The organism is Enterococcus sp. DIV2385 (genome assembly GCF_051711925.1).
Lineage (GTDB): Bacteria > Bacillota > Bacilli > Lactobacillales > Enterococcaceae > Enterococcus > Enterococcus faecalis.
This window is the reverse complement of the sequence record NZ_JBIONV010000001.1, coordinates 1,911,772-1,930,853: the sequence shown is the minus strand read 5'-3', so window position 1 is coordinate 1,930,853 and position 19,082 is coordinate 1,911,772. Positions and strand designations below refer to the sequence as shown.

General features: G+C 38.2%; 20 protein-coding genes. 18 read left to right on the top strand and 2 right to left on the bottom strand.

What is annotated here, in order from left to right; translation table 11 throughout:
• The first annotated feature begins 23 nt into the window (after positions 1-23).
• From IGM04_RS09295 to IGM04_RS09260, 8 genes are all read left to right on the top strand, one after another.
• Positions 24-2,222 (top strand): HD family phosphohydrolase, encoded by a 2,199-nt coding sequence (locus IGM04_RS09295; protein WP_002356744.1) that lies wholly within the window; start codon positions 24-26, stop codon positions 2,220-2,222.
• Positions 2,222-2,701, top strand: coding sequence for an rRNA maturation RNase YbeY (ybeY, locus tag IGM04_RS09290; RefSeq protein WP_002387079.1), 480 nt, complete (start codon positions 2,222-2,224; stop codon positions 2,699-2,701). Before IGM04_RS09295 ends, ybeY begins: the two co-directional genes overlap by 1 nt.
• A complete protein-coding gene (locus tag IGM04_RS09285) occupies positions 2,685-3,086 on the top strand; it encodes a diacylglycerol kinase family protein (protein WP_002382764.1) in 402 nt (133 codons plus the stop codon). Before ybeY ends, IGM04_RS09285 begins: the two co-directional genes overlap by 17 nt.
• Positions 3,087-3,099: 13 nt before the next feature.
• Complete coding sequence (gene era / locus IGM04_RS09280) at positions 3,100-4,002, top strand: GTPase Era (RefSeq protein ID WP_086318060.1); 903 nt, start codon at positions 3,100-3,102, stop codon at positions 4,000-4,002.
• Positions 4,003-4,084: 82 nt separating this feature from the next.
• Positions 4,085-4,879 carry a DNA repair protein RecO gene (gene recO / locus IGM04_RS09275; protein ID WP_002374343.1) on the top strand — a complete coding sequence of 265 codons (795 nt, stop codon included), beginning with the start codon at positions 4,085-4,087 and terminating at the stop codon, positions 4,877-4,879.
• A 602-nt stretch (positions 4,880-5,481) separates the two neighbouring features.
• Positions 5,482-6,390, top strand: a complete 909-nt coding sequence (gene glyQ, locus IGM04_RS09270; RefSeq protein WP_002379669.1) for a glycine--tRNA ligase subunit alpha — start codon at positions 5,482-5,484, stop codon at positions 6,388-6,390.
• A 1-nt stretch (position 6,391) separates the two neighbouring features.
• Complete coding sequence (glyS, locus tag IGM04_RS09265; protein WP_002400840.1) at positions 6,392-8,476, top strand: glycine--tRNA ligase subunit beta; 2,085 nt, start codon at positions 6,392-6,394, stop codon at positions 8,474-8,476.
• A gap of 39 nt (positions 8,477-8,515) precedes the next feature.
• The gene (locus tag IGM04_RS09260) at positions 8,516-8,707 is read left to right on the top strand and encodes a DNA-directed RNA polymerase subunit alpha C-terminal domain-containing protein (protein ID WP_002384231.1); all 192 of its coding nucleotides are present in this window, start codon (positions 8,516-8,518) and stop codon (positions 8,705-8,707) included.
• A 33-nt stretch (positions 8,708-8,740) separates the two neighbouring features.
• Here the strand turns inward: IGM04_RS09260 and yidC are convergent, their stop codons facing one another.
• Positions 8,741-9,673 carry a membrane protein insertase YidC gene (gene yidC, locus IGM04_RS09255; protein ID WP_002384232.1) on the bottom strand — a complete coding sequence of 311 codons (933 nt, stop codon included), beginning with the start codon at positions 9,671-9,673 and terminating at the stop codon, positions 8,741-8,743.
• A 166-nt stretch (positions 9,674-9,839) separates the two neighbouring features.
• Positions 9,840-10,115 carry an acylphosphatase gene (locus IGM04_RS09250; protein ID WP_002356756.1) on the bottom strand — a complete coding sequence of 92 codons (276 nt, stop codon included), beginning with the start codon at positions 10,113-10,115 and terminating at the stop codon, positions 9,840-9,842.
• A 106-nt stretch (positions 10,116-10,221) separates the two neighbouring features.
• Between IGM04_RS09250 and IGM04_RS09245 the strand changes: the two genes are divergently transcribed.
• From IGM04_RS09245 to sufU, 10 genes are all read left to right on the top strand, one after another.
• The gene (locus IGM04_RS09245; RefSeq protein WP_085443890.1) at positions 10,222-10,998 is read left to right on the top strand and encodes a TrmH family RNA methyltransferase; all 777 of its coding nucleotides are present in this window, start codon (positions 10,222-10,224) and stop codon (positions 10,996-10,998) included.
• A gap of 19 nt (positions 10,999-11,017) precedes the next feature.
• Positions 11,018-11,455, top strand: a complete 438-nt coding sequence (locus tag IGM04_RS09240; protein ID WP_086318061.1) for a GNAT family N-acetyltransferase — start codon at positions 11,018-11,020, stop codon at positions 11,453-11,455.
• 183 nt (positions 11,456-11,638) lie between these two features.
• Positions 11,639-12,424 carry a 30S ribosomal protein S2 gene (rpsB, locus tag IGM04_RS09235; RefSeq protein WP_002356759.1) on the top strand — a complete coding sequence of 262 codons (786 nt, stop codon included), beginning with the start codon at positions 11,639-11,641 and terminating at the stop codon, positions 12,422-12,424.
• Positions 12,425-12,529: 105 nt separating this feature from the next.
• Complete coding sequence (gene tsf, locus IGM04_RS09230) at positions 12,530-13,411, top strand: translation elongation factor Ts (protein ID WP_002356760.1); 882 nt, start codon at positions 12,530-12,532, stop codon at positions 13,409-13,411.
• Positions 13,412-13,671: 260 nt separating this feature from the next.
• Positions 13,672-14,394, top strand: a complete 723-nt coding sequence (pyrH, locus tag IGM04_RS09225) for a UMP kinase (RefSeq protein WP_002356761.1) — start codon at positions 13,672-13,674, stop codon at positions 14,392-14,394.
• Between the two features lie 3 nt (positions 14,395-14,397).
• Positions 14,398-14,955, top strand: coding sequence for a ribosome recycling factor (frr, locus tag IGM04_RS09220; protein WP_002356762.1), 558 nt, complete (start codon positions 14,398-14,400; stop codon positions 14,953-14,955).
• A gap of 369 nt (positions 14,956-15,324) precedes the next feature.
• Positions 15,325-16,095 (top strand): Fe-S cluster assembly ATPase SufC, encoded by a 771-nt coding sequence (gene sufC, locus IGM04_RS09215; protein ID WP_002356763.1) that lies wholly within the window; start codon positions 15,325-15,327, stop codon positions 16,093-16,095.
• 14 nt (positions 16,096-16,109) lie between these two features.
• On the top strand, positions 16,110-17,396 hold the full coding sequence (gene sufD, locus IGM04_RS09210) for a Fe-S cluster assembly protein SufD (protein ID WP_002364433.1): 1,287 nt from the start codon (positions 16,110-16,112) through the stop codon (positions 17,394-17,396).
• The gene (locus IGM04_RS09205) at positions 17,393-18,628 is read left to right on the top strand and encodes a cysteine desulfurase (protein WP_002372178.1); all 1,236 of its coding nucleotides are present in this window, start codon (positions 17,393-17,395) and stop codon (positions 18,626-18,628) included. The genes sufD and IGM04_RS09205 overlap by 4 nt, the downstream gene beginning before the upstream one ends.
• On the top strand, positions 18,615-19,082 hold the full coding sequence (gene sufU, locus IGM04_RS09200) for a Fe-S cluster assembly sulfur transfer protein SufU (protein ID WP_002356768.1): 468 nt from the start codon (positions 18,615-18,617) through the stop codon (positions 19,080-19,082). The genes IGM04_RS09205 and sufU overlap by 14 nt, the downstream gene beginning before the upstream one ends.

The following is a 19,082-nucleotide window of genomic DNA, read 5'->3' as shown; positions in this document are numbered from 1 at the left end:
TAGGGAAGGAGTGAAAGTACCTTTTGAAAAAAGTACTTACAAAGTTAGGGGATCGTTTAGGTAAAGCCTATTTACCTATTTTATTAGCCGTTTTTTCTCTTCTTTTATTTATGATTATGTTTGGCAGCGTCCATCAGAAAAGAGTAGAAATTAAAGAAGGTCAACTGGCCGAGAAAACCATTCGTGCAAATAAAAATATCGAGAATACCTACGAAACAGAACAAAGAAAAAAATTGGCAGCAGAAGCTGTCACACCCGAATATATTTATCAAGAAGATACGGCATCTGTCCAACATAATCGTATTGATAAATTATTTAAATTGATTGATTCTGCGAATGAAAAAGTAGACAAAGAGTACAGCAACAAGCAAGCGAAGGCCAAAAAGGAAGAAACGATTCCTGCGCCGACCGTGGAAGAACGAGTAGCTAGCTTAAAATCATTGTTTGAATCTTTACCGCAAGATGAAGTTACGTTTTATCAAAGTTTTCCTAATGTTTTTTATCAAACAATCTTTACATTAACCTCTGAGCAATTGGATAAGGTTCGTTCAGAAAGTTTGATGTTGGTGGACGACGCAATGCAAAATCACGTTCGAGAATCTGATTTAGATAAAATTCGCCAAGAAGCTAACGGTAAAATTCAATACTTAGATATTACGAGTACCATGCAACAAGTTATTCGTTACATTGTTAACCAAGGGATTGTGGTAAACGATATTGCCAATGAAAAACGAACAGAAGAGCTACGCCAAAAAGCGATGAATGCTGTTCAACCCGCAATGATTTATCAAGGCGAAATTATTGTTCGTGAAGGTACTCAAATTGATGCAAAAGCGGTCGAAAAACTTGAGTTACTAGGAATGACTAGTCAAAATACCTCTATTTTTCCGATGGTGGCATTAGCATTGGCTATTTTACTTCAAGTTGAAGTGTTGATTTTCTTTACAAAACAAGTGACTGAGCCTTCGCGACAACGCTCGTTTATTATCTTTTACACGGGTGCTATGCTAATCAGTGTTATTTTAATGAAATTCTTCCAGATTTTCCAAACAGAGCAGTTGATGTATATTCCCTTGTTCTATCCAGCAGCCTTTGCGCCGCTGATTCTAAATCATTTTGTGAATCGTCGTTCAGGGATAATCGCTGCCATTTTCCAAGTCGTTTTTGCGTTATTTATCTTTTATAATTCTATTGGCACAAACTCGTTGACGGTTATTCTGATTATGTACTTATTCTCAGGATTTCTAGCAACAGTTGTTAAACGGAAACGGATGAGTGAGCAAGTTTTCCCAGCTTTAATGTGGGTAGTGGTCTTTCCTGTTTTCATGGCGGTTGTCTTAATGATTTATCAAGGGATGAGTTTAACAGATGGTAAAACGTGGACAGCTTTAATTTGTGCAAGTGCAGGAACGGTACTTTCATTTTTAGCAACAATGGGCTTGCATCCATATATCGAATTATTAGTGACCGATGATAGTATGATTGTCTTGAATGAATTAAGTAATCCGAACCATCCGTTGTTAAAACAACTGTTAGAAGAAGCGCCAGGTACCTATCATCATAGCATGATGGTGGCTAGTTTGAGCGCTAACGCTGTTGCTGAGATTGGCGGGCGGTCGCTATTAACACGAGTTGCTTGTTATTACCATGACATTGGCAAAATTAAACACGCCAATTTCTTTGTGGAAAACTTACCTGCTGGTGCAGAAAATCCACATAACTTTTTATTACCAGAAGATAGTAAACAAATTATTTTTGGCCACGTAATTGATGGCGCCAAAATTTTAGAAGAGTACAATATGCCGCAAATGGTGATTGACATTTGTCGTCAACATCATGGCACAACATTGATGAAATTTTTCTATGTGAAAGCAAAAGAACGCAATCCTGAAATTAAAGAATCCGACTTCCGTTATCCTGGACCACGTCCACAAACACGAGAAGCAGGGATTGTGAGTATTGCTGATACTTGTGAGGCTGCTGTGCGGGCGATGGATCATCCCACCAACGAAAAAATTCAAGCCTTTGTGCATAATGTGATTCAAGACAGAATTTCAGATGGCCAATTAGATGAATGTGGGTTAACGATGAAAGAGATTCGCATCATTGAAAAATCATTAATTAATGGATTATGCAGTACCTTCCATTCACGGATTAAGTATCCAAAAATGAAAGCTGAAGCAGAAGAAATGAAAGATGAACAAGAAAAGAGAGATGACTAATGGATATTACTTTCATTGATGAAACCGAGAAAGTACCAACAGAAGAAATCAAAGAAATCGAAAACTTGCTGCAATTTGCAGCGGGTTTTCTAGAAATTGCCGAAGATACGGAGATGTCGGTGACTTTTACAGATAACGCAGGTATCCAAATGATTAATCGTGACTATCGGGGCAAAGATATGCCTACAGATGTCATCAGTTTTGCTTTAGAGGATGAAGGGGAAGACGAATTGCCAATTATTTTTGATGATGAAGAGTTGGCAGAGCTACCACGGAATCTAGGTGATTTAATTATTTCAACAGAGCGAGCAGCAGAACAAGCAGTTGAATATGGGCACACATTGGAGCGAGAAATGGGCTTTTTGGCAGTACATGGCTTTTTACATTTGAATGGGTACGATCATATGGAACCTGAAGATGAAAAAGAAATGTTTGGTTTACAGAAAGAGATTTTAGATGCGTATGGCCTTAAAAGATGAGCAAACAGGAAAAAATAAACATTTTATTAATTCATTAGAATTTGCTTGGCAAGGAATCAAAACAGTTTTTCGAGAAGAACGTAATATGCGCAAACATGTGGCGTTTGGTGTCACCGCCATTGTGTTTGGTTTCTTGTTTTCCTTAACACTTGCTGAATGGCTGTGGTTGTTATTGGCCGTTTTTCTCGTCTGGTTGGCAGAAATTATCAACACAATTTTTGAAAATGTCGTAGATATGTTTACGGATTTTCACTTTCATCCAATCGGAAAAAAGGTTAAAGACATGGCCGCAGGAGCTGTTTTATTAACAGCCGGTTTCGCAGTGCTAGTAGGACTAATTCTATTTGTACCAAAAATTTTACAAATCATTCAAATGTGGAAATAAGAGGAGAAATACAATGACAACTGAACATAAATCTGGTTTCGTAGCCATTGTCGGCAGACCAAATGTTGGAAAATCAACATTGTTAAATCGAATTGTCGGCCAAAAAATTGCAATTATGAGTGACAAAGCACAAACAACTCGTAATAAGATTCAAGGAATTTATACAATTCCTGAAGCACAAATTGTTTTTATCGATACTCCAGGGATTCACAAACCTAAACACCGCTTAGGCGATTTCATGGTGGAAAGTGCCTACAATGCGATGCGTGAAGTAGATGCTACTTTATTTATGGTAAGTGCTGATCAAAAACGCGGGAAAGGTGACGACTTTATTATTGAACGATTGAAATATAATAATAGTCCAGTCTACTTGATTATTAATAAAATTGACAAAGTCCATCCAGATGATTTATTGAGTATTATTGAAGACTATTCGAAACAAATGGACTTTAAAGAAATTATTCCCATTTCTGCCACGGAAGGAAATAATTTTGAGCATTTAATGGATGTTCTCGTTGAGCAAATGCCAGAAGGACCACAATATTTCCCTGATGACCAAATTACGGATCATCCAGAATATTTTATCGTTTCCGAATTAATTCGTGAAAAGGTGTTACTTTTAACAAGAGATGAGATTCCTCATTCTGTCGCTGTCGTTGTGGACTCAATGAAACGGGATGAAAACGATAAAGTCCATGTCCAAGCAACCATTATTGTGGAACGGGACAGTCAAAAAGGTATTATTATTGGCAAAGGCGGAAAAATGCTGAAACAAATTGGTACCAAGGCGCGTCAAGATATTGAATATTTATTAGATGACAAAGTGTATTTGGAGCTGTGGGTAAAAGTTCAAAAAGACTGGCGTGACAAAAAAATCTATTTACAAGATTTTGGTTATCGCAAAGAAGAATATTAAGAAAGTAGTGTTTGGGAAGTGAGTGTATAAACGAACTTTCCAAACACTACACTAATTTACATAAGAAATGGAAGTGAATTGAATGGCATTAGGGGAGACCAAAGGCATTATTTTATTTACGAAGGATTTTAAAGAGAAGGATAAACTCGTCAAAATTTTTACAGAATCCTATGGAAAATTGATGTTTTTTGTGAAAGGCGCGCATCGAAAAAATAATCCTCTTTTGCCAGCGATTCTGCCATTTACAGAAGCCGTCTACATCGGAAATTTTAGAGAAGAAGGCTTATCTTTTCTCAATAGCAGCAAAGAAGTTCAACCTTTTCGAAACATTCAACAAGACATATTTATTAACGCATACGGAACATATATTTTAAACTTAGTCGATGCAGCAATTGAAGATCAGCACTATGACCCAAATTTATTTCAATTTACCCACATGGCATTATCCGCTTTAAATGAGCAAAAAGATCCGGAAATCATTACAAATATTTTTGAAATTCAATTGTTAGAACGGTTTGGTGTACGACCAGAATGGCATCATTGTGTGGCTTGTGGCGAAACACAAGGGAAATTTGACTACTCTTCAAAGTATAGCGGTGTGCTTTGTGAAAAACATTGGCATTTAGATGAACAGCGCTACCATGCAGATCCTAGAGCGATTCATTTTATTCGCTTATTTTCGCAAGTCTCCTATGAAAAAGTCCAAAACATTCAAGTAAAAGAAGAAACTAAGAAAAGTATTCGAGAAACGATTGATATGTTATACGATGAATATGTCGGGTTGCACTTAAAAAGCAAAAAATTTATTGATCAAATGAAAACGTGGGAAAATACGTTAAAAATTCCACCACGAAAGAAGGAAGAAAAAGAAACATAAACAAGCAGACGTTTTTCTAAAAAAAAATTTGACAACTTCCCTCAGACACCGTATTATGATAGAGAAGTTAAATACGTACGAAGAAAAAGAGAAGTAAAAAGAACCCTCTGTTAAGCGAATCTGGGAGAGTGGGAGCCAGAAACACGGAACTTTTGAAAGGCACTTTGGAGTACGACAAACGAAGCTGCCGATGAACACATCGGAAGTAGGGTGGAACCGCGATAATTATTCGTCCCTATGTCTATTAATAGGCATGGGGACTTTTTGCATGTTCCTCACTGCGACTGACACAAAGTGTCAGAGCAGATGTGGAACAGTACAAGGTGACCAAAGGGAACGTTGTCTCCTCTATGTTAAAACAAACTGCTTAGCCAAAAACATGGAGTAGATGATGAACAGTACAAGGTGACCAAAGGGAACGTTGTCTCCTCTGTGCTAAAACAAACTGTTTAGCCAAAAACATGGAGTAGATGTGGAACGTTATAACAGCATAAAAATTATCCCATTCTACAAAATTGTTTCTCTGTAGCCCTTTTTAAATTTACATTCCCGAAGCAAAGCCAATCCCTATGTCTATAAAAAATATTCCAAGGAGGAAAACAATGAAAAACAAGTTAACCGTACAAGAAATGATTTTAACCTTACAAAAATTTTGGTCATCTAATGGCTGTATGTTAATGCAAGCCTATGATACAGAAAAGGGAGCCGGCACCATGAGTCCTTACACGTTTTTACGTGCCATTGGACCTGAACCATGGAATGCTGCCTACGTAGAACCTTCTCGTCGTCCAGCTGATGGACGCTATGGCGAAAATCCGAACCGTCTGTACCAACATCATCAATTCCAAGTTGTAATGAAGCCTTCTCCTGAAAATATCCAAGAACTTTATCTAGAAAGTTTGAAATTATTAGGAATTGATCCATTAGAACATGACATTCGTTTTGTAGAAGATAACTGGGAAAATCCTTCAATGGGCTGTGCTGGTTTAGGTTGGGAAGTTTGGTTAGATGGCATGGAAATTACCCAATTTACGTATTTCCAACAAGTTGGCGGCTTACAATGTCATCCTGTCACTTCTGAAATTACTTACGGGTTAGAACGCTTAGCATCATATATCCAAGAAGTCGAAAGTGTCTATGATCTAGAATGGACACAAGGCGTTAAATATGGTGAAATTTTTGTGCAACCTGAATATGAACATTCAAAATATTCCTTTGAAATTAGTAACCAAGAAATGCTTTTAGAAAACTTTGACAAATTTGAAAAAGAAGCTAAACGCTGTATTGAAGAAAGCTTAGTTCACCCAGCCTATGATTATATTTTAAAATGTAGCCATACATTCAATTTATTAGATGCTCGCGGCGCTGTCTCTGTAACGGAACGTGCAGGATATTTAGCCCGCATTCGGAATATGGCTCGTTCCGTAGCGAAAATTTTTGTGGCTGAACGTGAAAAATTAGGGTTCCCATTATTAAATAAAGACCAAAGTGTATCCAAGGAGGCAGAATAACATGGCAAAAGATTTATTATTAGAAATTGGCTTAGAAGAAATGCCCGCACATGTTGTCACACCAAGCCGTATCCAACTTGAAGAAAAAGTAATCAAATTTTTAGATGAACATCATTTAGACTATGAAACAGTGCAATCCTTTGCCACACCTCGTCGTTTAGCCGTGAAAGTAACTGCGATTCCTGAAAAACAAGCGGATGTTGAAGAAGAAGTAAAAGGTCCAGCGAAAAAAATTGCTTTAGATGCTGAAGGAAATTGGTCAAAAGCTGCACAAGGTTTTGTACGCGGCCAAGGAGTTACAACTGAGGACATTGTTTTCAAAGAATTAAATGGTGTCGAATATGTCTATGTGACGAAGTTTACCAAAGGCCAAAGTGCCAAAGAGGTATTAACAAAATTAAATGACGTGATTACAAGTCTAACTTTCCCGGTAACAATGCACTGGGCAAACTATGATTTCGAATATATTCGTCCAATTCACTGGATTGTGGCACTACTTGATGATGAAGTAATTCCTTTTAAAGTGTTAGACGTGACGACAGGGCAAACTTCTCGTGGCCACCGTTTCTTGGGAGACGATGTGACGTTCCAACACGCTAATGAATATGAAACAAAATTAAAAGAACAATTTGTAGTGGTTCAACCGAATGAACGGAAACAAATGATTGTTGATCAAGCGAACGCACTCGCTGCTGAAAAAAATTGGCAGTTAGCTTTAGATGAAGAATTATTGGAAGAAGTTACGAATTTAGTGGAATATCCAACTGCATTTGTAGGCAGTTTTGATGAAAAATATTTATCTGTTCCAGATGAAGTATTAGTGACTTCTATGAAAGAACACCAACGTTACTTTGAAGTTCGTAACGACCAAGGCTTATTAATGCCGCATTTTATCGCTGTTCGCAATGGGGATAATGTTCACCTTGAAAACGTGATTAAAGGAAATGAAAAAGTGTTAATTGCTCGTTTAGAAGATGCAGAATTCTTTTACAATGAAGATAAAAAATTAACGATTGAAGCATGTGTTGAAAAACTAAAAAATGTGACTTTCCATGAAAAGATTGGCTCAATTTATGAAAAAATGCAACGGGTTGCTTTAATTGCACAAATCATTGGTCGAAAAGTTGGCTTATCTGAGGATGAATTGGAAGATTTAAAACGTGCCTCTGAAATTTATAAATTTGACTTAGTAACAAATATGGTTGGTGAATTCCCAGAATTACAAGGAATTATGGGAGAAAAATATGCCTTATTACAAGGCGAAAAACCAGCCGTAGCAACGGCGATTCGAGAACATTATCTACCAACTTCCAGTGAAGGTGAATTGCCAGAAACAGCAATCGGGGCTGTTTTAGCCTTAGCCGATAAGCTTGACAGCGTCTTTTCATTCTTCTCAGTTGGTATGATTCCAACAGGTTCTAACGATCCTTATGCACTTCGTCGTCAAACCTATGGCGTTATCCGAATTATTGAAGATAAAGGCTGGACCTTCCCATTAGTCCAATTACAAACAGAAGTTGATGAAGCAGTGAATCAAGATGTTGAAAAATATGGTGTTTTACTAAACGAAGGACAAGCAGAAGTCGTTGAATTTGTGAAAGCTCGCTTACGTCAATTACTAATGACGAAAAATGTTCGCCATGACATTATCGATGCAGTGGTGTCTGCTGAGCAAGCCGATTTATCGAAATTATTTGCTTCAGCGAATATTTTAAAAAGCCGTTTTGAAGATCAAGATTTTAAACCATCCATGGAAGCCTTAACGCGTGTTATTAATTTAGCGAAAAAAGGTCAAGAACTTTTAGGTGATACTGAAGAAGGGATTGATCCAAGTCTGTTTGAAAATAAGGCAGAAAAAGAACTGTATCAAGCAGTTAACGATTTATCTGAAGCATTTGCGACACGCACGATTGCAGAAAACTATGAAGCATTAGTAAATCTACGTCCGTTAATTGATGCGTACTTCAATGAAACGATGGTTATGGTTGAGGATGAAAAAGTCAAACAAAACCGATTAAAACAATTAATGCAAATTGCTAAAATGGCGTTATCAATTGCTAGCTTAGATTTATTAATTGTAAAATAAAAAGCGCTGCTTTTCGACCGCTAAGGAGGAACCGACAGCATGCTAGAAACAACATTTGAACAAATTTTAACACAATTATCAAAGCCAGCTGTTCGTGCGCTAACGAATGAAAAAATCGACAGTGTGGATGAACTCTATGCACGAGGCCGAAAAGCGTTACTTTCGTTGCATGGCTTTGGTCCAAAGTCTATTCGAACTATTGAAGAGATAACTGGGAAAGAATTGAAGTAAAAAAAGGCTCGCCGTTTAGAGGCGATCCTTTTTTTATTTACGTTTTTGTTTTCCAGCATTGCGACCTTTATTGCCGTTTGCTTTTGGTTGGTTCGTTTTTTGCGTTGCTTTGTTTGTTTCTTTTGGTGTCACATCCTTAATAGGAGTAACCACTTGTTTTGGTGGGTTATTTTTCAATTCTTCTTGTACTTGTTTTTTAATTCTTGGACGTAAGAGGATATTTGTGATGGCAGATTGAATACATGTGAAAATACCACCAACTACCCAGTAAAGCGCTACGCCTGCAGGTGAGCTAAAGGACATGAAAACAATCATTAATGGTGAAACAATCAGCATTGATTTCATTGTTTTCTTTTGTTCTTCAGGAATACCAATCATTGAAATATAGCCTTGAGCTAAATAGGCTAAACCAGCTAATGCCACTAAAATCATATTTGGTTGCCCTAAATTCATTCCTAAGAAGCTTGCCGTGGCAATACCTTTTGTATAACGAGCAGCAAAGAACAGAGAAGAGAAAATAGGCATTTGAATTAATAAAGGCAAACAACCAATTCCGCCAACCATACTCACATTGTTTTCTTTATAAATCTTTTGTAGTTCTGCTTGTGCGGCCATTTGCTCTTCACGCGTACTTGCTTGTTTCATTTTTGCTTGTGCAACATCCACTTGGGGTTTGATTGCTTGCATTTTTTCCGTTTGGATAAAGCTTTTTTTCGATTGATGTAAGCCTAACGGTAAAATAATGATCCGTACAATAATGGTGATAAAAATAATCGCCCAACCATAGTTCCAATTAAAGTTATCGACAAGATAAGTAATTGCATTACTCATCGGTAAAACAAGGAAGTTATAGACAAAACCTTCACCAGTTGGTTGTCCATCTGCTCCTGTTTTCACACAGCCTGATAAAAACATTACTAAAAATAGTAAGCCAGAGCCGTAAAGCCATCGGTTTAATTTACGCATGTAATTCGGTCCTTTTCTAAAAAATTTTTACATGGTTAACTATACTTGAAACAGCGCTCTTTTTCAATCAAAATCGAAAAGAAGCTCTTACAAAAATCAATAAAAAGCAGGAACTACTTGCTGTTCAAGGCTTCTTCCCAAAGAAATCAATCGTTAGAAAGTAAGTTTATTGAATCACTTTAAATTGTTCCGTTTCTTCTAACAAAGGGTCTTCTTGAATATCAACATACGTTACACGTCCCGCTGGACTGGGGGAATCTTTGATTTTTTTGATAAATGTTTCCATTATGTCTTCAGGTGCAATTGCTGTGATTGAAACGGACCCGTCGTCTTCGTTCTTCACCGAACCAGTGACACCTAATTGATCTGCCACCATTTTTGTCATGTAGCGGAAGCCAACACCTTGGACACGTCCTTGTACATTCATTCTTAGTTTTTCCATGAGAGACACTTCCTTTGCTTTTTTCTTTATGATAGCGATTTTTCTTGGTTCTAGCAAGTATCCAAGCAAGCTAGAAGCATGCTATAATACAAAGGCGAGGTGACTTATGAAAGAAATTACATCAACGAAAAATAACCAATTAAAAGAATGGAAAAAATTACACAAAAAGAAGTACCGAGAAGAACTGAACCAATATATAATAGAAGGATTTCATTTAGTTGAAGAAGCCGTGAAGGCCAACGCTGATGTTCAGTGGATTTTGTTTAACCAAAGAGGTCAACAAGAATGGGGAACTTGGTTAGCTGAACAAGAAACAGAAAAATTAATTTTTGTAAGTGATGAGGTTTTAAATAGCTTGTCGGAGCTGCCAACTTCACAAGGGATTTTGGCAATTGTCACCTTGGAAACGCAACAAGAGCAGTCGCTTTCTTTTAAAGGTGGTTGGTTACTTTTAGATAATATCCAAGACCCTGGTAATGTTGGTACGATGATTCGCACAGCTGATGCAGCAGGTTTAGCAGGTGTGATTTTAGGTAAGGGCACAGCAGATATTTACAATACAAAAGTGTTGCGCTCAATGCAGGGAAGTCACTATCATTTGCCGGTTCTCCAACGAGAATTGACCGAAGTGGTTCAGGCATTCAAGAAGCAAGGTCTACCAGTTTTCGGTACAGAACTAAATGAAGCTGCGATTGCTTATTATGAACAAGAGGCAGTGGAAAATTATGCGTTGATTTTAGGCAATGAAGGTAGCGGGGTTTCGCCAGAATTGTTAGCAGAAACCACGAAAAATCTTTATATTCCAATGAAAGGTCAAGCAGAATCATTGAATGTCGCTATCGCAGCGGGCGTGTTAATGTTTTATTTTGAAAATGATCAATAACAGAAACGAGTGTCAAAAAATGCTGACTATCAAAAAGACAACCCAGTTAACAGAAAAAGAATTAGAAACCATTATGGCTATTTGGCTGCAAACGAATCTAGAAGCTCATCCATTTGTCGCACCAACTTATTGGCAAGAAAATAAGGCATTTGTCCGTGCTGCGTTACCAAAAGCAACACTGATCTTAGCGGAAGAAGAGGGTCAGATAATTGGGTTTTTAGGCTTAATGGATAACTATATCGCAGGAATTTTTATAAAAAAAGCGTTTCAAGGGAAGGGCATCGGTCAGAAATTACTGCAAGCAGCAAAAGAAGAACAGGACATCTTATCTTTGGCTGTTTACAGGGAAAATCAATCAGCTTATGCCTTTTATCAAAAACAAGGCTTTGTCCAACAAAAGCGAACCATCGATGAAACGGGAAACGAAGAATGTCATCTTGTTTGGCAAGTGCAGTAGGAGCGACATTTCTAGTTTTAAGGCTTGCTATTTTTCTGAAAATATCTTATACTGTTAAAGGTGTGATTTTCACACACGAAATCCACATTCTTTTCCATCTGCGAAGTGGTGCTACTACGGTAGTTCTTCAAGGAGTTGACGAAAAGAAGAGGAAAATAAAAACCAAACTGGAGGAAACACAACATGGCAGTAATTTCTATGAAACAATTACTAGAAGCTGGCGTACACTTTGGTCACCAAACTCGTCGCTGGAACCCAAAAATGAAGAAATATATCTTCACAGAAAGAAACGGTATCTACATCATTGACTTACAAAAAACAGTGAAATTAGTAGATGCAGCTTACGATTACATGAAAAACGTTGCAGAAGAAGGCGGCGTTGCTTTATTCGTAGGAACTAAAAAACAAGCACAAGAAGCAATCAAAGATGAAGCAATCCGCGCTGGTCAATACTATGTAAACCATCGTTGGTTAGGTGGTACGTTAACTAACTGGGATACAATCCAAAAACGTATTGCTCGCTTGAAAAAAATCAATGCAATGGAAGAAGACGGCACTTTCGAAGTTTTACCTAAGAAAGAAGTTGCTGGCTTAAACAAAGAACGTGAACGTTTAGAAAAATTCTTAGGTGGTATCGCTGATATGCCAAGAATTCCAGATGTAATGTACATCGTTGACCCACGTAAAGAACGCATTGCTGTTCAAGAAGCACACAAATTAAACATTCCAATCGTTGCAATGGTTGATACAAACTGTGATCCTGATGAGATCGATGTTGTAATCCCTTCAAATGATGATGCAATCCGCGCTGTGAAATTAATCACTGCTAAAATGGCTGACGCTTTCATCGAAGGTAACCAAGGGGAAGACCAAGCAACTGAAGAGTTATTCGTTGAAGAAACACCAGAAGCAACTTCAATCGAAGAAATCGTTGATGTTGTTGAAGGAAATAACGAATCAGCTGAATAATAATGATTACGGAGCTGTCTCAAAGGCTAGGCGACAAAAAGCCTGATTCTCCTTTGAGATAGCTTTTTTAAAAAGAATTGATAATATCCGAGGAGGACACAAATAATGGCAGACGTTACAGCTAAAATGGTAAAAGAATTACGCGATATGACTGGCGTTGGAATGATGGACGCTAAAAAAGCATTAGTAAAAGTAGAAGGCGACATGGAAAAAGCCGTAGACTTTTTACGTGAAAATGGTATGGCTAAAGCAGCGAAGAAAAATGACCGCATTGCGGCTGAAGGTTTAGCAAACGTAGCAACTGTAGGTAACGTTGCAGCAATCGTTGAAGTAAACTCAGAAACTGACTTCGTTTCTAAAAACGAAATGTTCCAAGATTTAGTTAAAGATATTGCGACTAAAGTTGCTGAAAACAAACCAGCTACGATGGAAGAAGCAATGGCTATTAAAACTGAAAAAGGCACAATCGAATCTGATTTAATCGAAGCAACAACTGTTATCGGTGAAAAAATCAGCTTCCGTCGTTTTGAAGTTGTCGAAAAAGCTGACAATGCTGCATTTGGCGCTTACTTACACATGGGTGGCCGTATTGCTGTATTAACAGTTATCGATGGCACAACTGACGAAGAAGTAGCGAAAGATGTTGCTATGCACATCGCGGCAATCAACCCTCGCTATGTCAACGAATCTCAAATTCCTCAAGAAGAATTAGAACACGAAAAAGCTGTGTTAACTGAACAAGCATTAAACGAAGGTAAACCAGCAAATATCGTTGAAAAAATGGTTGTTGGTCGTCTACAAAAATTCAAAGCAGAAATCGCTTTGGTTGACCAACCATTTGTTAAAGATCCAGATATGACTGTCGAAAAATTTGTTGCTTCTAAAGGCGGCGAAGTAAAATCATTCGTACGTTTTGAAGTTGGCGAAGGTATCGAAAAACGTGAAGATAACTTTGCGGATGAAGTAATGAGCCAAATGAAAAACTAAGAGCATCAAACGCTCGGTTGAAAAGCCGTGAATCATAAGTATCTAAACAGACAGCGATCCCCAAAGGAAGCTGCATAAATTGATTACTGCTTGATTCAAGGCAGTCTTTCAGCCATTTGGGAACGCATAACTTTGATATGCGCTCCCTTTTTTTAGGCAAAACCAGTGGATCGCACTGCTTGGTCTAAAAAATCATTTTGGTGAAAAGTCATCTAAATGAGGAATTGAATGATTTTTAGAGAATCTTGGAGGGAATTATGATGGTTAAACCTAAGTATCAACGTGTCGTATTAAAGTTAAGTGGAGAAGCGCTAGCCGGAGAAGACGGTTTTGGCATTAAACCACCAGTCATTAAAGAAATCGTCCAAGAAATTAAAGAGGTCCATGAATTAGGTATCGAAATGGCCATCGTGGTTGGCGGCGGAAACATTTGGCGTGGACAAATTGGTGCTCAAATGGGCATGGAACGTGCACAAGCTGATTATATGGGCATGTTAGCTACTGTGATGAATGCCTTAGCATTGCAAGATACATTAGAAAATCTTGGTGTGCCTACACGTGTTCAAACATCAATTGAAATGCGTCAAATTGCAGAACCATACATTCGTCGTCGTGCAGAACGTCATTTAGAAAAAGGCCGCGTTGTTATTTTTGCCGGAGGAACAGGAAATCCTTACTTCTCGACAGATACAACGGCTGCGTTACGAGCTGCAGAAGTAGATGCGGACGTCATCTTAATGGCGAAGAACAATGTTGATGGTGTTTATTCTGCGGATCCACGTGTGGATGAAACAGCGACAAAATTTGAAGAACTAACACATTTAGATGTTATTTCTAAAGGGCTACAAGTAATGGATTCAACAGCAAGCTCATTAAGTATGGATAACGATATTCCTTTAGTTGTCTTTAACCTAAATGAAGCAGGAAATATCCGTCGTGCCATCCTTGGTGAAAATATCGGAACAACTGTAAGGGGGAAATAAAGAATGTCTAAAGAAGTTTTAGCAACAGCCAAAGAAAAAATGACAAAAGCGGAAGAAAGCTTACGCCGTGAATTAGGTCAGATTCGTGCTGGTCGTGCGAACGCAAGTCTATTAGACCGTATTCAAGTAGAATATTATGGTGCACCAACACCAGTTAACCAATTAGCAAGTATCAATATCCCAGAAGCACGTGTATTAATGATTACACCGTTTGACAAAAATTCTATCGCTGACATTGAAAAAGCTATTCAAATGAGTGATATCGGCATTAGCCCAACCAATGATGGAAATGTCATCCGTTTAGTGATTCCACAATTAACGGAAGAACGTCGGAAAGAATTAGCCAAAGACGTGAAAAAAGAAGCGGAAAACTCAAAAGTTGCTGTCCGTAACGTTCGTCGTGATGCAATGGATGAGTTGAAAAAAGCTCAAAAAAATGGCGACATCACCGAAGATGAATTACGTTCATTTGAAAAAGATGTTCAAAAATTAACAGATGATAGCATCAAAAATATCGATGCGATTACTGCTGAAAAAGAACAAGAACTTTTAGAAGTATAAAACCAATCACTAATAAAAATTATTGAATCCAGAGAAGCAAATGCTCTGGATTTTTTTGTATAGATGATGAAGGCGTATCTCAACGCTCTCTTTGCGAAAGTCATTCTAAAGTAATTATTTAAGAAAACGCTTTCTTTAATAAATTTTTTTATTCTACCAGAATTTTTTTCTTTGTGTAGAGAGGATCACTTAAAAATATAGAGAAACTTTGAAATATCAGCCTTTTAAAATTTTCCTTCACAAATTGAATCCTAAAATTTGATGATAAGAGTTGTTATTTTTAGCAATTGTAATTTGCGATTCATTCTCAATTAGGCTAAAATGAGTGAGAACGGAAAAACGATTAAAACAAGTTGGAGGGAATTGTACATGTCTGTGTTAGAAATCAAAAATTTACACGTATCAATTGAAGATAAAAAGATTCTAAAAGGGGTCGATTTAACAATTAATACTGGAGAAATCCATGCAATTATGGGACCTAATGGGACTGGTAAATCTACTTTATCAGCAGCAATTATGGGAAATCCTAACTACGAAGTCACAGAAGGAGAAATTCTATTTGACGGCGTCAACGTTTTAGATTTAGAGGTAGACGAACGCGCTCGCTTAGGCTTATTCTTAGCAATGCAATACCCAAGTGAAATTCCAGGGATTACCAATGCTGAATTCATGCGTGCAGCAATCAATGCAAAACGTGACGAAGACAACAAAATGTCAGTCATGCAGTTCTTAAAAAAATTAGATAGCAAAATGGAATTATTAAATATGCCTGAAGAAATGGCTGAGCGTTACTTAAACGAAGGTTTTTCTGGCGGCGAGAAAAAACGAAATGAAATTTTACAATTATTGATGTTAGAGCCTACGTTTGCCATTTTAGATGAAATTGATTCAGGCTTAGATATCGATGCGTTAAAAGTAGTTTCTAAAGGGGTTAATGAAATGCGCGGCGAGAACTTTGGTGCGTTAATTATTACCCATTATCAACGCTTATTGAACTATATCACGCCAGATGTTGTTCATATCATGATGGAAGGCCGCGTTGTGAAAACCGGTGGGGCTGATTTGGCAAAACGTTTAGAAACAGAAGGCTATGCTGGTATCAGCCAAGAATTAGGTATTGATTACAAAGAAGAAGCGTAAGGAGGACAAGATAAATGAAAAAAGTAAATCTAATGGATTATCTTGACGAAGTCACCGCTTTTTCACTAGAACATGAAGAACCAGCTTGGATGACTGAATTGCGAACAACGGCTTTAAGAAACGCTGACGAAAGTGAGTTACCACATATTGATCGTGTGAAATTTCATCGTTGGCCTTTATTAAATGTTCACATGGAAAGTTATGTGCCTTCTGAAGGAAATGTCGCAAGTTTTGATCAAATGAAAGACAATCCTTTAATTGTTCAACAAGGATCTTTTCATGCTTTTGAGCAATTGCCAGCCTCATTAGCGGAACAAGGGGTAATTTTTACAGACATTTTTACTGCTTTACAAGAGCACCCAGAATTAGTTAAAGAATACTATATGACTAAAGCCGTATTACCAGAAGAAGATAAGCTGACAGCAGCTCATGCAGCTTTCATGAATAGTGGCGTTTTCTTATACGTTCCTAAAAACGTAGTGATTGAAGAGCCCATTGAATCTTTGTTTATTCAGGATTCAGATAGCAACCAACCTTTCTTTAAACATGTTTTAATCGTTGCAGATAATCATAGTGAATTCAGTTATTTAGAACGTTTTCAATCAACTGGTCATCACGCAGAGAAAGCTTCTGGAAATATCGTTGTGGAAGTGATTGCGAAAGATGGCGCAAAAGTTAAATACTCAGCCGTGGATCAATTAGGGCAAACTGTAACGACTTATATGAATCGTCGTGGCTATATTATGCGGGATGCCTCTGTTGATTGGGCTCTAGGCGTCATGAATGATGGCGATGTTGTGGCTGATTTTGATTCTGATTTAGTTGGCGAAGGCGCTCATTCAGAAGTTAAAGTCGTTGCAATTAGTGCAGGTAAACAAACACAAGGCATCGACACACGAGTGACAAACAAAGCGCCACATTCAATTGGTCATATTTTACAACATGGAGTCATTCGTGAACGTGGTACTTTAACGTTTAATGGAATTGGCCACATTTTAAAAGGAGCAAAAGGAGCCGACGCACAGCAAGAAAGTCGTGTTTTAATGTTGTCTGATAAAGCTCGTGGTGATGCCAATCCAATTCTTTTAATTGATGAAAATGAAGTGACTGCCGGACACGCAGCCAGCGTTGGTCGAGTAGATCCAGAAGAAATGTATTATTTAATGAGCCGCGGCTTGCGTAAAGAAGAAGCGGAACGTTTGGTGATTCGTGGCTTCCTAGGTTCTGTCATTACAGCAATTCCAGTTAAAGAAGTACAAAATGAATTTGTAGAAGTAATCGAAGGGAAGTTAAACGCATGATGGATGCAGCAACCATTCGTCAATCGTTTCCTATTTTATTTCAAGAAGTTAATGATGAACCGCTAGTTTATTTAGACAATGCTGCGACAACCCAAAAACCAACGGCGGTGTTAGATGTTTTACGACATTATTATGAAACCGATAATGCCAATGTTCACCGTGGGGTGCACACGTTAGCCGAACGAGCAACGAAGGACTATGAAGCCTCCCGCGAAAAGGTTCGCCAATTTATCCATGCCAAAGAAACAGCGGAAGTTTTATTTACACGAGGAACAACAACCAGTTTGAATTGGATTGCCAAAAGTTATGGTGACTTGGCAGTTACAGCCGGGGATGAAATCGTCATATCTTACATGGAACATCATTCAAACATTATTCCCTGGCAACAATTAGCCCAACGTACAGGAGCCATTTTGAAGTATATAGACGTCACTGAAGACGGCTTTTTAGACATGGCAAGTGCACGTCAACAAATTACAGAAAAAACGAAAATTGTTTCGATTGCTCATGTTTCAAATGTGTTAGGGGTCATTAATCCAATCGAAGAATTAACACAATTAGCTCATCAAAATGGCGCTGTGATGGTGGTAGACGGCGCGCAAGCAGTTCCTCATATGCCTGTGGACGTTCAAGCCATCGATGCTGATTTTTATGCATTTAGTGGTCACAAAATGTGTGGACCAACTGGAATTGGTGTCCTTTATGGCAAACGTCATTTATTGGAACAAATGGAACCTGTGGAATTTGGTGGCGAAATGATTGACTTTGTTCATCTTCAAGAAAGTACTTGGAAAGAGCTTCCATGGAAATTTGAAGCTGGCACACCTAATATTGCTGGGGCAATTGCCTTAGGTGCCGCCATTGATTATTTAACAGAAATTGGTTTGGAGGCCATTCATCAACATGAAGCAGCCCTTGTTCACTATGTTTTGCCGAAGTTGCAAGCTATCGAGGGCTTGACGATTTATGGTCCACAGAATCCAAAAGACCACACAGGTGTGATTGCTTTTAATATTGAAGGTTTACATCCACATGATGTGGCTACGGCGTTAGATATGGAAGGGGTCGCTGTCAGAGCGGGTCACCATTGCGCGCAACCGTTATTAAACTATTTGAGCGTGCCAGCAACCGCACGGGCAAGTTTTTATTTATACAATACCAAAGAAGACGCAGATCGCTTAGTTGAAGCGATTAAAGCGACAAAGGAGTTTTTCCAGCATGGCACTTTCTAAATTAGATAACTTATATCGCCAAGTCATTTTGGACCATTCTAGCCACCCACATCACCACGGAACGCTAGATGCGTCTAGCCAAACAATTGAACTGAATAATCCTACTTGTGGAGATGTGATTGAACTGGATGTGGCCATTGAAGACGGTGTGATTAAAGATATCGCCTTTCAAGGAAGTGGCTGTTCCATCAGTACCGCAAGTGCTAGTATGATGACTGATGCGGTCTTAGGAAAAACAATCGCCGAAGCAACGGCCTTAGCAGAGGATTTCTCTCAACTTGTTCAAGGAAATGAAGTGGCCGAAGATGAAAAATTAGGCGATGCAGCAATGTTAAGCGGCGTAGCTAAATTTCCAGCTCGGATCAAATGTGCAACCCTGGCTTGGAAAGCCTTAGAGCAGGCTGTTGCTAATAACGGCCAAGGCGAAGCTGGTCATTTACATTGTGAAAAATAA

What these genes read in the sequence shown, in the direction of transcription:
- ybeY (WP_002387079.1), top strand. Translation starts at nt 2,222, where the DNA reads ATGGATATTACTTTCATTGATGAAACCGAGAAAGTACCAACAGAAGAA.
- sufU (WP_002356768.1), top strand. Translation starts at nt 18,615, where the DNA reads ATGGCACTTTCTAAATTAGATAACTTATATCGCCAAGTCATTTTGGAC.
- IGM04_RS09240 (WP_086318061.1), top strand. Translation starts at nt 11,018, where the DNA reads ATGCTGACTATCAAAAAGACAACCCAGTTAACAGAAAAAGAATTAGAA.
- IGM04_RS09245 (WP_085443890.1), top strand. Translation starts at nt 10,222, where the DNA reads ATGAAAGAAATTACATCAACGAAAAATAACCAATTAAAAGAATGGAAA.
- era (WP_086318060.1), top strand. Translation starts at nt 3,100, where the DNA reads ATGACAACTGAACATAAATCTGGTTTCGTAGCCATTGTCGGCAGACCA.
- glyS (WP_002400840.1), top strand. Translation starts at nt 6,392, where the DNA reads ATGGCAAAAGATTTATTATTAGAAATTGGCTTAGAAGAAATGCCCGCA.
- recO (WP_002374343.1), top strand. Translation starts at nt 4,085, where the DNA reads ATGGCATTAGGGGAGACCAAAGGCATTATTTTATTTACGAAGGATTTT.
- pyrH (WP_002356761.1), top strand. Translation starts at nt 13,672, where the DNA reads ATGGTTAAACCTAAGTATCAACGTGTCGTATTAAAGTTAAGTGGAGAA.
- yidC (WP_002384232.1), bottom strand. Translation starts at nt 9,673, where the DNA reads ATGCGTAAATTAAACCGATGGCTTTACGGCTCTGGCTTACTATTTTTA.
- sufC (WP_002356763.1), top strand. Translation starts at nt 15,325, where the DNA reads ATGTCTGTGTTAGAAATCAAAAATTTACACGTATCAATTGAAGATAAA.
- tsf (WP_002356760.1), top strand. Translation starts at nt 12,530, where the DNA reads ATGGCAGACGTTACAGCTAAAATGGTAAAAGAATTACGCGATATGACT.
- glyQ (WP_002379669.1), top strand. Translation starts at nt 5,482, where the DNA reads ATGAAAAACAAGTTAACCGTACAAGAAATGATTTTAACCTTACAAAAA.
- IGM04_RS09250 (WP_002356756.1), bottom strand. Translation starts at nt 10,115, where the DNA reads ATGGAAAAACTAAGAATGAATGTACAAGGACGTGTCCAAGGTGTTGGC.
- sufD (WP_002364433.1), top strand. Translation starts at nt 16,110, where the DNA reads ATGAAAAAAGTAAATCTAATGGATTATCTTGACGAAGTCACCGCTTTT.
- rpsB (WP_002356759.1), top strand. Translation starts at nt 11,639, where the DNA reads ATGGCAGTAATTTCTATGAAACAATTACTAGAAGCTGGCGTACACTTT.
- IGM04_RS09285 (WP_002382764.1), top strand. Translation starts at nt 2,685, where the DNA reads ATGGCCTTAAAAGATGAGCAAACAGGAAAAAATAAACATTTTATTAAT.
- frr (WP_002356762.1), top strand. Translation starts at nt 14,398, where the DNA reads ATGTCTAAAGAAGTTTTAGCAACAGCCAAAGAAAAAATGACAAAAGCG.
- IGM04_RS09260 (WP_002384231.1), top strand. Translation starts at nt 8,516, where the DNA reads ATGCTAGAAACAACATTTGAACAAATTTTAACACAATTATCAAAGCCA.
- IGM04_RS09205 (WP_002372178.1), top strand. Translation starts at nt 17,393, where the DNA reads ATGATGGATGCAGCAACCATTCGTCAATCGTTTCCTATTTTATTTCAA.